The following is a 12,812-nucleotide window of genomic DNA, read 5'->3' on the forward strand; positions in this document are numbered from 1 at the left end:
CCGCACCACGGGTTCCGGTCACCAGCAGACCCGCATCGCGAAGGCGCGGAAAAACCGGTCGCGACGAGGATGGTGGACAGAGGACTCATGAAGCGGCCGCCAGGCGAGTCTGTGCACCGTGGCGGCCAACATGTTCTATCTGCCCCTTCCGGTGACGCAGGGCTCGCTCTTTGGGGGCGGCCGGCGACAACGGGTCGAAGGACGGCGGCTCACCCTGTGCGTGACACCGTCACCGGCGTCCATCGGGTATCGACAGCGTTCTCGCCACCGAACCATCCACCCCCACCAGGTCCAAGCTCAAGCCATGCGCCGGCCCCTCGCCTGGCTGCAGCGTGAGTCCCGACGCGGCGGCCAGCGACACCAGCGCGGCGCAGGGCGCCACGCCCGCCGCCAGCCGCAGCACCACCTCCCGGACCTCGCCCCACCCCGCGTCCCGCTGCAGGCGCCCCCGGCGCTCCGCAGGCCAGTCGCGCGGCGCCTCCCGGCCCGGCGAGACGAAGAGCATGGGTTGCATCGGGTCGTCGCTGCCGATGGCGACCGGGATGCTCATGCCAGGCGGCAGGTAGGGCGGCCGGTAGTCCCAGACGGGCACGCCCGCGCCCGCCAGATCGCCGCGGACCGCGATGCCGAACGGGCAGGTGCCCAGCGTGCGCCACTGGCTGCGCTCCCACAGGCGGGTGCGCGCGATGGGCGCGCTGCGGGCTTCGGCTTCGCTGGTGAGCCAGAGCAGCTCAAGGTAGAGGTTGTCGAAGGCAAAACACACGTTGGCGGTGCCCTGCCCCGGGTGCGCGCGGCGGTAGGTTTCCACGAGGCCGAGGCGCCGCAGGGCGTCGATCTCGGGCCCGTCGGGCTCGATGAACACGAAGAGGTGATCGATCTCCAGGCGGTGTGTGGTCACGGGCAGCCTTCTCCTTCCGCCGGCGCGATGCTCAGCCAGGGCCAGCGTTGCTGGTAGCTGCGCGCCTTGTCGCGGAACATGGCGGGCTGGGCCAAGCGCGGGTTCATGCGCAGCACGCCGCGCTGCAGTTCGTCCAGCCCGTGGGGCGCGTACAGCGCGCGGGTGCGCACGTCGATGCCCACGCAGGTGCAGGCCACGAGGTAGCGGTCGATGCCGTCGGTGGTGCGGGTGAGCTGGGGGTAGTCGGCCTGAAAGCGGTCGCGGTACCAGAGGTGGACCCGCGCCTGGTTCTTCACCTCGACCTTCACGCCCAGGTCGGCGGTGAGCGCCTGCACGGCCTGGATCACCCGGTCCTCGGCTTCCCACGAGAGGTCGTCGCCGTCGAAGTAAAAAACATCGTGGTCGTTCACGCTCCAGCCGGGCGCCCTGCCCGCCTGCCGGTTCCACACGGCCTGAAACAGGCAGCCGGCGGTCAGGCGGCACTGCGGCAGGCCCAGGCCGCCCAGCCGCTGAAGCAGCTCGGCGTTGACCGGGTTGGTCAGTGCCAGGGCGACGAAGGACGCTTCGTTCAGCCTCTCGACCGGGTGCGCGGCGGGGTGGTCTGGGTGCATCGGTCGGGCGGCAGACAGGGTGGACAGGGGCGGCGCTTTCACGCGCGCGCGGGGCGGACTTCGGTGGTGGCGGACCGCACAAACCGCCCCTGCGCCGCCGCGTGGTCCCAGCGCTCGATGAGGCAGCCCCCGGCAGCCGGGTCCCAGCGCAGCAGGTTCACCGACTGGGGCACCCCCGGGCGCACCCGCGAGGACACGGCCGTGCCCGCCTGCACGGCCCACAGGGGCCGCGCCAGGCCCTCGATCGGCGCGATGTACGGCAGGTGGATGTGGCCACCCAGCACCAGGTCGGCCCCGGCGCTGGCCCAGCGCTGCAGCGCCTCGCGGTGGCCCCGCAGCCGGTGCACGGCGTCTTCGGCGCGCACCACCGCCACCGGCTGGTGCACCACCACCACGCGCAGCTGCTCGGCGCCCGCGCCCTCCAGCTCGCGGGCCACGCGCTCAATCTGCGGGAGCGACACTTCGCCGTGTTTGTGGCGCCAGGCGCGGGTGGTGTTGACGCCCACCACCAGCAGCCCGGCCGAGCGGTGCACCGGTTCGAGCTCGGCGCCGAAGGCGGCGGCGTAGCGGGCATGGGGCGCGCTCATCCGGGCCCAGAGATCGAACAGCGGAATGTCGTGGTTGCCCGGGATGGCCAGCACCGGCGCGCCCAGCCGGTCCACGAAGGCGCGGGCGGCACTGAACTGCACCGCCCGCGCGCGCTGGGTGATGTCGCCCGACAGCACCACCAGCGCGGGGCGCTGCTCCGCCGCCAGCTGCACCAGCGCTTCGACCACGGCCGGGACCTCGGTGCCGAAGTGCGTGTCCGAGATGTGCAGGACCACGCTCACCGGATCGTCTCCTGAACTTGGGATTGACCCACGGGGATCGCGGTGTCAGCGGGCCCCGGTTTCATGAGGTACAGCGGCTGCTCCAGCACCCGGAAATCGAGCGGTGCCTGCATGCGCGTGACCTCGCCGTCAAAGGCCACCTTCACCCCCCGACGGCGGCCGGTGAAACCGGGGCGCACCACCAGGTGCCGGAAGTCGAAACGCTCCACACTCTCGGCCTCTCCGAGGTTGCCCATGGCGCCGTGCAGCATGAGGCGCAGCATCGCCAGCGTGCCAATGGGCTTGAGCATCACGGCGGTGATGCGCTCGCCGAGTGCCGCTTCGGGCGCGGCGCTGTGCGCCGCTGATGGCGGGGCCACACCGAGCTGCTCCAGCTGCAGCCGGTTGTTGCCGACGAACAGGGTCAGCGCGCGCACGTCGCGCACCCCACTGCTGCGCTCGATGTGCAGATTCAGTTGCCGCTGCGCGCGCAGCAGCGTGACGGCCCCCGCCCACAGCGCGACCCAGCGGCTGCGACCGAAGCGGGCCTTGAAGGCCTCGCGGTCTTCGAGCAGATCGGGGTACAGCCCCAGGCTGGCGTTGACCAGGAACACGCGGTGATTGATGGCCGCCACCCGCACCGGCACGGGCTCGGCGGCCAGCAACACCGCCACGGACTCGGCCGGCTCGGCGGGAATGCCGTGCGTCCGCGCAAAGTAGTTGAAGGTGCCTTGTGGCACCACGCCCATCGCGCAGCCCACCGCGTGGGCGGCCTGGGCCACGGTGTTGATCGTGCCGTCGCCACCAACGGCCACCACGGCGGTGCGTGTGCGGAGCGCTGTGTCGGCGGCTTCGCGCGCCACACCGGCCAGTGCGCCGGGCTCGCAGAAGTGCAGCACGCCCGGGCGCCCGGCCGCGTCCAGCGCGGCCTGAAGGGTGTCTCGACGGGCGTCTGCGCCGCTGCTGCCCGCGGCCCCGTTGATCACGAACTGGAGCGGCGAACCGGGGTCGATGGCCGGGAGTGCGTGCATGGTGCGTTGCTCGGTGGTCACCCGGTGGTGCCGCCGCTGGCCAGCAGGGCCTTCGCCGCGTCGATGCGCTGGGCCAGCGCCACCGTCGGGTCGTTCATCACGTCGAGCAGGAAGCGGCGCGGGTCCTGATAGGGGCCATTCAGCGCGTGGTGGGTCGGGCTGGCGGCGGGTGGCAGCGCCGGCACCGCGGCGGGGGCCGGCACAGCCACGGCCGCTGCGGGCTGCAAGCGCGCCAACGCCGCCTGCCACGCGGCCGGCGGGACGCTGGCCAGGCGGCTGAGCAGCTCGGCCTGGGCGTCTTCGCCGGGCTGGAAGTCGAGCGAGGGGTCGTCGCCGAAGACGGCCGGCAGGTCGGGCGCCACGAAGGCGGACCAGCGGCCGGTGTCGGGGTGCAGCGCGGGGATGCGCGTGGCGTGGGGCTGTGGCGAGGTGGTGGAGGCGTCGGGGCCGGGCCAGAGCGGCAGTCGCGCGGGCTTCACCTCGGCCAGGTAGCGCCGGCACAGGCCCTGCAGGAAGGCCGAGGCCTCGGCCAGCGGCACGGGTTCGGCGAGCGAGAACCACAGCTCGTGGGCATCGACGCCGTTGACCGCGATGGCCGGTGCGGGCAAGGCCAGATCGGCCTGCACGCCGCGCCACACCGGCGCGAGCGTGTCCCAGTCGGCGGGGCCGCGCAAGCCGAGCACCAGCGCGCGCACCCGGCCGTCGCCGCCGATCAGCCCCGGGGCGCCCGCCGCGTCGGGGGTGGGTGGCAGGTAGAGGCGTTGGTATTGGGTTTGCAGGCGGTCCATGCGGGGCATGTTACCTGCCGGTCGCGCTCAGCGCGGTGGCGAGGGAATCGCTCCGCCCAGCATGCGCTGGACCTTGTTTTCTTCCTTGATGGCGCGGTCGAACGCTTCCAGGCCGATGCCGTTGAACACGCGCTTGAACTGCCAGGCCACCTCGGGGTTGAGGGCGGCGAGGGTCTGGGCGGTCTGCCGGGCGGCCCCGTCCAGGTCGGCATCGTCCACCGACTTGTGAATCAGCCCCCAGTCCACCGCCTGCCGGGCGCTGAAGGCCTCACCCAGCATCGCCAGCGCCTTGGCCCGCGCCCACCCCACCGAGGCGGGCATGGTCGCGGTGAGGCCGCCGGTGACGAACACGCCGAGGCCGGCCTCGGGCAGCTTGAAGCGGGCGCTCTCGCCCGCCACCACCACGTCGGCGCACATCATCCACTCCAGCCCCGCCCCGACCACCCAGCCGTGCACCTGGGCCAGGATGGGCTTGGGGTTGCGCACCATGGCATCGGCGACGGTCTGCACCAGCTCCAGGTCGCGCTCGGTGGGCGGCGCGCCGAGGTCGCGGCCGGCGCAGAAGGCCATGCCACGGCCCCGCAGGCGGATGGCCCGCACAGTGGCGTTGGCGGCGCCCTTGTTCAACGCATCCAGCAGGCTCAACGCCAATGGGTTGTTGATCGCGTTGAGCTTGTCGGGGCGGTTGAGGCTGAGGGTCAGCACGCCGTCGCGGATGTCGGTCAACAGGGTCGGTTCGTTCATGGGATTGACCCAAAGTGGGGGCCACCCCATTGTGCGGGGTTGAACACCCCGCACACCGCTGTCGTCCGCTCAGGCGCTGTGCGCTTTCGCACGGTGGTGGCTGCCGTCACCGCGGTGAAACACCTGGTCTTCGGGCAACACGTCGCCAGGCTGCAGCTCCGGGGCCGCTGCGGCGCGCTGGTAGAGCGGCGCGAAGTCGATGCGGGTGAACTCCAGCAGCTCGTCGAGGTCGCGGATCACGAAGTAGCTTTCCTGGAAGTCGTCGATGCGGTAGTTCGTGCGCATCAGCCGTTCCAGGTTCAGCCGGATGCGGTGGGGCGAGGGGCTGTCGAGGCTGAACACGGTTTCGGTGAACGACGAGGCGATGCCCGCGCCGTAAATGCGCAGGCCGTCGGCCTGTTGCAGCAGCCCGAACTCGATGGTGTACCAGTACACCCGCGCGAGCTGCGCCAGGTTGCCCAGGCCCTGGGCGCGCAGGCCACCCTGACCGTAGGCCTGGATGAAGTCGGCGATGGCCGGGTTCATCAGCATGGGCACGTGGCCGAACACGTCGTGGAACACGTCGGGCTCTTCGAGGTAGTCCAGCTCGTGCGGCCGGCGGATGAAGTTGCCCGCCGGGAAACGGCGGTTCGCCAGGTGATCGAAGAACACGTCGTCGGGCACCAGGCCGGGCACGGCGACGATCTGCCAGCCGGTGCGCCGCATCAACACCTCGGAGAGGCGGCGGAAGTCGGGGATTTCATCGGCGCCGATGGGCAAGTCGGTCATGCCCTGCAGGAACTCATCGCAGGCGCGGCCGGGCAGCAGCTTCGCCTGCCGCTGAAACAGCGTCTTCCAGGTCGCGTGGTCGGCGGCGGTGTAGCGCTCCCAGCCCTGGTCGATGGTCCAGTCGGCGTTGGCGGGGCGGCCAGCGTCGCCAGCGGCCAGGCCATGTTTCTGGGGGGCGTCCACGGTGATCATGTTCACGCTCCCTGTGGCACCAGGCTGGCGAACACGGCGTCGGCCCGGGTGGCCCAGGCGATGTCGCGGGTGGACAGGCCGTTGGCGTCGTGGGTGGTGAGCGTCACGTCCACGCGGTTGTAGACGTTGAACCACTCGGGGTGGTGGTCCATCTTCTCGGACACCAGCGCCATCTGGCTCATGAAGCCGAAGGCCTGGGCGAAGTCCTGGAAGCGGAAGGAGCGGCTGATGGCGCCGCGCCCGGCGTCCACCGTCCAGGCCGGCAAGTCGGCCAGCAGCTCGCGGGTCATCTGCACATCGAGAGGGGTCATGGAAGTCTCCGGTTCGGCCACTGCGGGCCGTTGTTGAAGCTGCACAGTTTGCGCCGCTTCAGGGACAATGGGCTTGCATCCATGCCGCCAAAACCCTGCCACGACGGTGGAATCTCTCATGAACGCTGACATCGACGACGAATCCTTGCACCCGTCCTCGCTCGACCGCCTGGACCGCCGCATCCTCGCCGCCCTGCAGGCCAACGGGCGCATCAGCAACCAGGAGCTGGCCGCGCAGGTGCACCTTTCCCCCGCGCAGAGCAACCGGCGTCACAAGCGGCTGGAGGCGATGGGCTTCATCAAACGCTACGAAGCGCGGCTCGACGCCGACCGGCTGGGCCTGGGGGTGACGGCCTTCGTGCACATCACCATGGACCGGGGCCAGTTCAAGGAGGTGCAGAAGTTCCAGCGCAACGTGGGCAAGATGCCGCAGGTGCTGGAGTGTTACGCCGTGACCGGCGATTTCGACTACGTGTGCAAGGTGGTGGCGCGCGACCTGAAGGCCCTGTCCGACTTCCTGCTCGGCACGCTGGCGCAGCTCCCCGGCGTCAACGGCGTGCGCTCCAGCGTGTGCCTGAACGAGCTGAAGAACACGGGGGCGCTGCCGCTGGATTGAGCGGCCGCGCGGACGTGATCCAGTGCAGCCGCAGTTTCAGCAGAAACACCCGGCTGGCCAGCAGCCGCTGAGCGCGCCCTGCCCGGTCGGGGTTCGACTGCGCATCGTGGGCGGGTGATTGCAGCGCGTCAAGCACCGCCTGCAACTCGCTCGTCAGCGCGAGCGCTTGCGTGTTGCAGGAAGCGGCACCCAGCGATGACGGCGCGGGGTTCATCCGTGGGTGGCGCATGGGTTTCTCCCGTTGATCGCCAGGCTGCGCACGCTGCTCCAGCCCGCGCGCAGCAGCAGCGCCGCGTTGGTGAGCAACACCAGCGGCACGCCGATCCAGAGCAGCTCGCGCTGAAAGCGCTCCACGCCAAACAACGGCACACCGATCATCGGCACCGGCCGCCAGTCCAGACAGAGGCGCGCGTGGTCGAAGGGCCAGAGCCAGGCGTTGCAGATGCCACGATCGAACAGGCCGTCGAGCAGCGGATGCGAGAGCGTGCACAGCGCCAGGAAGCTGGCCGCACCCAGCCGCCGGCGCCAGCCCGGCCCCGCCCACAGCCCGCCGAACGCGCCCAGGGCCAGCGCAAAGGCGATGGAGTGGGTGAAGCCCCGGTGGCCGAAGGGGCCGCTGTAGCGGTCGAGCCCCATCGTGACGAGGGCAAAGTCGGCGTCGGGCAGCACCGCAAAGAATGCACCCGCCAGCGTGAGCCGCCAGCCCGTGCGGTGGGTGCCGGCGGCCACCGCCAGTGCGATGGCCGGGGCGAAATGGAGGTAGGTCGCCATGGTGCTCCCGTGGGTCAAGAGCGGGTGGCTTCCAAGCCGGCACGGGGCGGCTCGGCGTCCGGGCCCATCACGTGGTACCAGTCGATCTTGCGCGTGGCGACCATGATGGCGGCGAGCACACCGAAGAGCAGCAGCGAGCCCATCATCAGCGCGTTGTCTTCCGAGATCAGGATGCCGTAGAGCACGCCGTACAGCGCCACCAGCATGCCGCCCATGCCCAGGCCGGCGCCCCAGCCGCCCAGCACATGGCGCAGGTAGTGCGCGAGCAAGGCGATGCAGCCGGCGCTGGCGATCAGGTAGGCGAAGCGGAAGTCCAGGTGCTCTGAGAGCGACAACAGCAACAGGAAGAACAGCACCATTGCGGTCCCGATCATCAGGTACTGCATGGGGTGGATGCGCCAGCGCTTGACCATCTCCAGCACGAAGAAGGCGGCGAAGGTGAGCACGATGAACATGAGGCCGTATTTGGTGGCGCGCTCGGTGAGGCGGTACACGTCGACCGGGTCGTCCAGGCCCACGGAGAACTGGTCCAGCGCGGGCGCGTTCTCGCCCTTCTGGCCGAACCGGGCCTGCGCCTGGCTGGAGAGCGAAGGCACGCGCCAGGTCGCCTCGAAGCCGCTGGCACCGATGCTGCGGGTGCGCGGCAGGAAGTCGCCGCCAAAGCTGGGGTGCGGCCACGGCGAGCTGAGCGAGACGCTGTTTTCGTCGGCCAGCGGCACCCAGCCGATGCGGCCGGTGCCGGCGAGGTCGAACTTCAGATCCAGGTCGAGCACAGCGCCGGGTTTCAGCTGGGCCAGGTCCACTTTGGCTGCCAGCGGCAGCGGGCTGCTGCCCGGCGCCTGGCCCACCGGCAGCGTCTGACCCGCCAGCCGCAGCGCCGGCGCAGCGAGCAGGCCGCGCGCATCGCTCACGCCCATCAGCAGCAGCGGCTGGCCCAGCGCGAGCTGGCCGCCCCGGTGCCGGGGCGTGACCTCGTTCCACACGAAGCGGCCGGTGGTCGCGTGCTGGCTGGTGTAGACCGTGACCGGGAAGATGCCGCGCAACCGCGTCTCGGTGCTGAGCCGGCTCTGGGTGTCCAGCGTCTTGGGGAACTGGATCGACACACGCTCTTCGCTCACCAGCTCTTCGCGCGTCTGGCCCACCTGCCCCTCGACCTTGACGGTGCGCAGAAAGGTCTCGGTGTAGGGCAGCCAGAGCACCGGGCCGGTGATGGTCTGCGCGCCGGCGTGGGCGCGCGCCACGGCCTGGGTGGCATCGTGGCGGTTGGCCGTGCGCTCGGCGATGACGTCGCGCACGAGCGCCAGGGGAATGGCCAGCAGCGCCATCAGGAAACCGATGATCAGCAGCTTGCTCAGCAGGGGGTGTTTGTTCACTTCTCGCTCCGTGGTTAAAGACGGAGCGATTCTTGAAAACGGGCGTGCGGCGCTCGCGCAGGCTGTGTGAAGCGGGTGTGAAACCCGCGAGAACGCCGCCCGCTGCTCAGCCCAGGGGATTGATCACGCCCGCCGCGGGGATGTTGCCCTGGCCCTTCATGCTTTCGACGAATGTGAACAGGTCGGTCATGGTGAAGTGGGCTCCCGCCTTCGGCAGTGCGCGCGGTGTGCCTCCGTTGAGCACGCTTTCCGGGTCGTCCTTGATGAGGCCCACGATCACCTCGGCCACGATGGTGCCCCCGATCGGGCCCAGGTGTTTGCCACCCTCCAGCACCTCGGCTTCTTTCAGGATGTAGAACCACAGCGGCGTCTGATGGGCCAGATGGTGTTTCTTGACCACGTCGCCTGCGGTGCCAGACTCGAGCTGCGCTGCGGTCAGTGGTGCGATGCCCATGCGTGCGGCCACCGCCTGCCCCGGTGGCAGCTTGTAGTGTTTGGCGCCGCGCACCAAGTTGAGTTGCGCCAGGAACGGTGAGTCGGCGGCGTTGCCGATGCGCAGGCGGTCGGTGAGCGCGGCGTCGATGGCAAAGGCCCTCTGCGCAGTGGCACCCAGCCCATCGAACATCTGCCGCCAGTCGAGCAGCCAGTTGGTGGGGTAGCGCGTGCCGCCGAGAAAGCCCCCATCACCCGTGAAGGTGAAGGCCAGCCGGAAGTCCGCGAGCTGGGGTCCGGCGGCAAAGTTGAACACCTTGTTGAAGTTGTAGGCCGGGCGGACCATGCTGTGACCGAACCGGTAGGCCGCACCCGCAAACTCCAGCGGCATGTAGGGCGAACTGGCCAGGTAGCCCGGGCCGATCAGGTAGTACTTCAGCTCCTGGAGCGCGTTGGCCACATTCAGGGCGCCCGCCACCGCCGGAAGGTACTCGTGCAGGACGATTTGCTGGTAGTGGTGCGTCACGACCTTGCGCACATCGGCAAACGAGAGCTCGGGAAACTTCAGGCTGACCGCGTTGTGAAAGTGCAGCATGGTGCGGTGGAGCTGCGCCACGATGAGGTTCTCGTCGTTGCGCTTGTCACCCAGCACGGCCGTCCTTTCAGACAGCCCGTCGGCCACACGGGGAAGGTCATAGAGCTGGCCGTCCAGTGCCTGCACCTGGGCATCACCGCCACCGGGTGCGGCAGGGGGAACGGTCTGCGCCGGCCCCACCAGCATCTGCGCCGAGGCCGTAGTGGTCGCGCGCTGGTACAGGTAGGGTTGGTCACGCGGACCCGAGCCGTACACGCTGTCCAGGTCCAGCGCTGGCGTGCGGAAATTGACGAGGTCGTCCACATCCACCGCGTTCTCGCCCAGGCTGGTGGGGTCGAACGTCATGTCGTGGTCGACGAACTGCCCGAAGTAGGTGAAGCCGGCGGGAATGACGCCGTCCTTGCGGTCGGCCACGTGCATGGCCGCGCCCAGTTCCCGCAGAACCGTGTCGTCCTGGGCCGGGTTGCCGGTGGTCCAGGGCACGGCGGCGAGCTCCGGGAAGAGCAGGCCAAAGCGGCCCGGCTTTTGCAGATTGCTGCGGGTGGGGTTGGCGTTATCGGTGCTGTACCCGTGGCTGCGGGCGTGGTGCTGGTGGGTCATCATGAAACTCCTTGGCAGGCGCGGACCTTGTCCGCTCAGACATGGGGTGGCAGATTCACGTGTGCGACTGGCTGCTTCCCAACGACCCGTTCCCGATGCAGTGCTGCTGTCGATCGTCCGCCGCTGTGCCGGGAGCGCGCTGTGGCGATGGCTTCCCGGGGCGCGAATGGTATGCCTGTGCCTTGGCCCACGAATCCCCCGTTTGGGGGGCCAGGGTGGTCCATCCAGATGAGATGGCCTGGACACCGACCGGATCAAGTTCGTGCCATGGCTGTGCGCCTGTGCATCGGCGTCTGGCTCGGTTTTCGTGCAGATACAAACGCACACAAAAAGAGCCTGCAGCGGCCGGACCTGTCCCGGGTGGGCCTCGCAGCGGCGTTCGCCTGCGGGCGCCTTGGCGATCCTTTGCCCCGGCGGATCGTGAGCAGGCTTCAAGCCCTTTCGACACCCCAGGGCGTGTAGCGCACGAACAGCACCGAGCTGATGCCGTACACCGCCATGCCCGCCGACAGCAGGGCAAAGATCATCCAGGCCGGCGTCTGCCAGTGGGCCAGCAGCGCGCCACCGGCGGCCACCATCACCAGCCGCAGCGTGCCCGCCAGCACCGGGCCGAGCGCCTGACCCGCGCCCAGCGAAGAGAAGTACAGCGACAGCCCCAGACCGAACAGCCCGTACGCCGGCCCGGCCCACTGGAAGTAGCTCGCTGCCGAAGCCAGCACCGCCGGGTCTTGCGTGAACAGGCGCGTCCAGAGGTCGGGCGCCAGCGTCACCACCAGGCCCAGCGCACCCAGGATGCCCGTGGCCAGCGCGGCGGCGGTCCAGGCGGCGCGGCGGGCGCGGGCGATCTGCCCGGCCCCGATGGCCATGCCCACCAGCGGCACCGAGGCCACGCCCACGGCGAACGCGATCGGCACCAGCAGGAACTCCAGCCGCGTGCCGATGCCGTAACCGGCCAGCGCATCGGTGCCGAACTGCGCCACCAGCCGCGTGAGGATCAGGATGGTCAGCACCGTCTGCAGCGGCGAGATGCAGGCCACCGCGCCCACGCGCAGGATGTCGCCAAACAGCGCGCGCTGCAGCGGCGTGCGGCGGACCTGGAGCGCGATGCGCGAGCGCCCCGACACCAGGTACAGCCAAAGCCAGGCCGCCCCCACGCCGTAAGCCACCACGCTGCCCGTGGCCACGCCGGCCATGCCCAGCCGGGGAAACGGCCCCCAGCCCAGGCCGAGCGCGCCGCCCAGCGCCACCTGCAGCAGCGCCACGACCAGCAGCGTCATCGAGGGCACGGCCATGTTGCCCGAGCCACGGATCACCGAGGCCAGCGTGTTCACCAGCCAGACAAACACCGAGCCGAGGAACGCCACATTGGCATACGTCATGGCCTGCGCCAGCGCCTCGCCCTGCCCGCCCAGGCTTGCGAACAGCGCCTCGCCCACGGCCAGCATCACCACCGTGTAGACCGCACCCGCCGCCAGGCCGATCCACAGCGCGTGCACCGCCAGCGCATTGGCCCGCGCGGTGTCACCCGCGCCCAGCGCGCGGCTCACCGCCGACGACACGCCGCCGCCCATGGCACCGGCCGACAGCATCATCTGGAACATCACGAAGGGAAACACCAGCGCCATGCCCGCCAGCGCGGGCGAGCCGAAGTGGCCCACGTAGGCGGTCTCGGCGATGGCTGCCAGCGCGGTCGCCAGCATGGCGCCCATGTTGGGCAGCGCGAAGCGCAAAAGCTTGGGCAGGATGGGCCCGGTCAGCAGCGCCTGCGGGCTGGTCGCCGCGCGCTCACTCATCGCCGTCCTCCGACGCCGGAGCCAGCTTCTCCATCGACTGGTCGATCAGCGCGTGCAACGCCAGCACCTGGTCCACCCCCAGCAGGCGGTTGATGCCGTCTTGCGCCACGCGCCAGTGCCGCCGGGCCTCGGCGCGTTTGGCCCGGCCCGATTCGGTGAGGCTCACCAGGCGGCTGCGCGCGTTGTCACCCGCCGTCACCGTGACCCAGCCCGCCTCGACCAGGGGCTTGAGGTTGCGCGTCAGCGTGGAGGCGTCCATCTTCAGCCCGGCCGCGAGATCGCCCGGGCGCAGCGGACCCAGCTTATCCACACAAGAGAGCAGCGAAAACTGGGTGGTCTTGAGCCCCACCTGGGCCATTTCAAGGTCGTAGTGCTGGTTCATGCGGCGCATGAACTGGCGCAGCTTGAGGTTGGTACAGCCCTGAGGCAGGGACGTTTCGGGTGGCGCTTTTGGCATTTTTTCATTGTAGTTGCAATATT

Annotated in this window: 14 protein-coding genes; 1 reads left to right on the forward strand and 13 read right to left on the reverse strand. The window is 70.0% G+C overall.

Annotated features, from left to right (window positions below; all coding sequences use genetic code 11):
* Positions 1 to 229: 229 nt before the first annotated feature.
* The 8 genes from IM738_RS12005 to IM738_RS12040 all read right to left on the reverse strand — a co-directional run bounded on the left by IM738_RS12005 (position 230) and on the right by IM738_RS12040 (position 6,152).
* Complete coding sequence (locus tag IM738_RS12005; protein ID WP_236966083.1) at positions 230 to 898, reverse strand: VOC family protein; 669 nt, start codon at positions 896 to 898, stop codon at positions 230 to 232.
* Entirely contained in the window at positions 895 to 1,509 is a 615-nt protein-coding gene (locus IM738_RS12010) for a nucleotidyltransferase family protein (RefSeq protein ID WP_236966084.1), read from the reverse strand. The genes IM738_RS12005 and IM738_RS12010 overlap by 4 nt, the downstream gene beginning before the upstream one ends.
* 38 nt (positions 1,510 to 1,547) lie before the next feature.
* A complete protein-coding gene (locus IM738_RS12015; RefSeq protein WP_236966085.1) occupies positions 1,548 to 2,339 on the reverse strand; it encodes a metallophosphoesterase family protein in 792 nt (263 codons plus the stop codon).
* Positions 2,336 to 3,349, reverse strand: a complete 1,014-nt coding sequence (locus IM738_RS12020) for a diacylglycerol/lipid kinase family protein (protein ID WP_236966086.1) — start codon at positions 3,347 to 3,349, stop codon at positions 2,336 to 2,338. Before IM738_RS12020 ends, IM738_RS12015 begins: the two co-directional genes overlap by 4 nt.
* 17 nt (positions 3,350 to 3,366) lie before the next feature.
* On the reverse strand, positions 3,367 to 4,137 hold the full coding sequence (locus tag IM738_RS12025; RefSeq protein WP_236966087.1) for a hypothetical protein: 771 nt from the start codon (positions 4,135 to 4,137) through the stop codon (positions 3,367 to 3,369).
* 27 nt (positions 4,138 to 4,164) lie between these two features.
* The gene (locus IM738_RS12030) at positions 4,165 to 4,881 is read right to left on the reverse strand and encodes an enoyl-CoA hydratase/isomerase family protein (protein ID WP_236966088.1); all 717 of its coding nucleotides are present in this window, start codon (positions 4,879 to 4,881) and stop codon (positions 4,165 to 4,167) included.
* A gap of 69 nt (positions 4,882 to 4,950) precedes the next feature.
* On the reverse strand, positions 4,951 to 5,841 hold the full coding sequence (gene phhA, locus IM738_RS12035; RefSeq protein ID WP_236966309.1) for a phenylalanine 4-monooxygenase: 891 nt from the start codon (positions 5,839 to 5,841) through the stop codon (positions 4,951 to 4,953).
* Positions 5,842 to 5,843: 2 nt separating this feature from the next.
* Positions 5,844 to 6,152 carry a 4a-hydroxytetrahydrobiopterin dehydratase gene (locus tag IM738_RS12040; RefSeq protein ID WP_236966089.1) on the reverse strand — a complete coding sequence of 103 codons (309 nt, stop codon included), beginning with the start codon at positions 6,150 to 6,152 and terminating at the stop codon, positions 5,844 to 5,846.
* A gap of 118 nt (positions 6,153 to 6,270) precedes the next feature.
* Here IM738_RS12040 and IM738_RS12045 point away from each other — a divergent pair, with 118 nt between their 5' ends.
* Complete coding sequence (locus IM738_RS12045; RefSeq protein ID WP_236966090.1) at positions 6,271 to 6,768, forward strand: Lrp/AsnC family transcriptional regulator; 498 nt, start codon at positions 6,271 to 6,273, stop codon at positions 6,766 to 6,768.
* Positions 6,769 to 6,978: 210 nt separating this feature from the next.
* Here the strand turns inward: IM738_RS12045 and IM738_RS12050 are convergent, their stop codons facing one another.
* The 5 genes from IM738_RS12050 to IM738_RS12070 all read right to left on the reverse strand — a co-directional run bounded on the left by IM738_RS12050 (position 6,979) and on the right by IM738_RS12070 (position 12,789).
* Complete coding sequence (locus tag IM738_RS12050; protein WP_236966091.1) at positions 6,979 to 7,539, reverse strand: metal-dependent hydrolase; 561 nt, start codon at positions 7,537 to 7,539, stop codon at positions 6,979 to 6,981.
* A 14-nt stretch (positions 7,540 to 7,553) separates the two neighbouring features.
* Positions 7,554 to 8,912 (reverse strand): cell envelope integrity protein CreD, encoded by a 1,359-nt coding sequence (creD, locus tag IM738_RS12055; RefSeq protein WP_236966092.1) that lies wholly within the window; start codon positions 8,910 to 8,912, stop codon positions 7,554 to 7,556.
* Between the two features lie 106 nt (positions 8,913 to 9,018).
* The gene (locus tag IM738_RS12060) at positions 9,019 to 10,539 is read right to left on the reverse strand and encodes a peroxidase family protein (RefSeq protein WP_236966093.1); all 1,521 of its coding nucleotides are present in this window, start codon (positions 10,537 to 10,539) and stop codon (positions 9,019 to 9,021) included.
* A 431-nt stretch (positions 10,540 to 10,970) separates the two neighbouring features.
* A complete protein-coding gene (locus IM738_RS12065; protein WP_236966094.1) occupies positions 10,971 to 12,332 on the reverse strand; it encodes an MATE family efflux transporter in 1,362 nt (453 codons plus the stop codon).
* A complete protein-coding gene (locus IM738_RS12070) occupies positions 12,325 to 12,789 on the reverse strand; it encodes a MarR family winged helix-turn-helix transcriptional regulator (RefSeq protein WP_236966095.1) in 465 nt (154 codons plus the stop codon). The genes IM738_RS12065 and IM738_RS12070 overlap by 8 nt, the downstream gene beginning before the upstream one ends.
* Between the last annotated feature and the right edge of the window lie 23 nt (positions 12,790 to 12,812).

This window comes from Hydrogenophaga sp. SL48 (genome assembly GCF_021729865.1).
In the GTDB taxonomy this organism is placed as follows: domain Bacteria; phylum Pseudomonadota; class Gammaproteobacteria; order Burkholderiales; family Burkholderiaceae_C; genus Hydrogenophaga.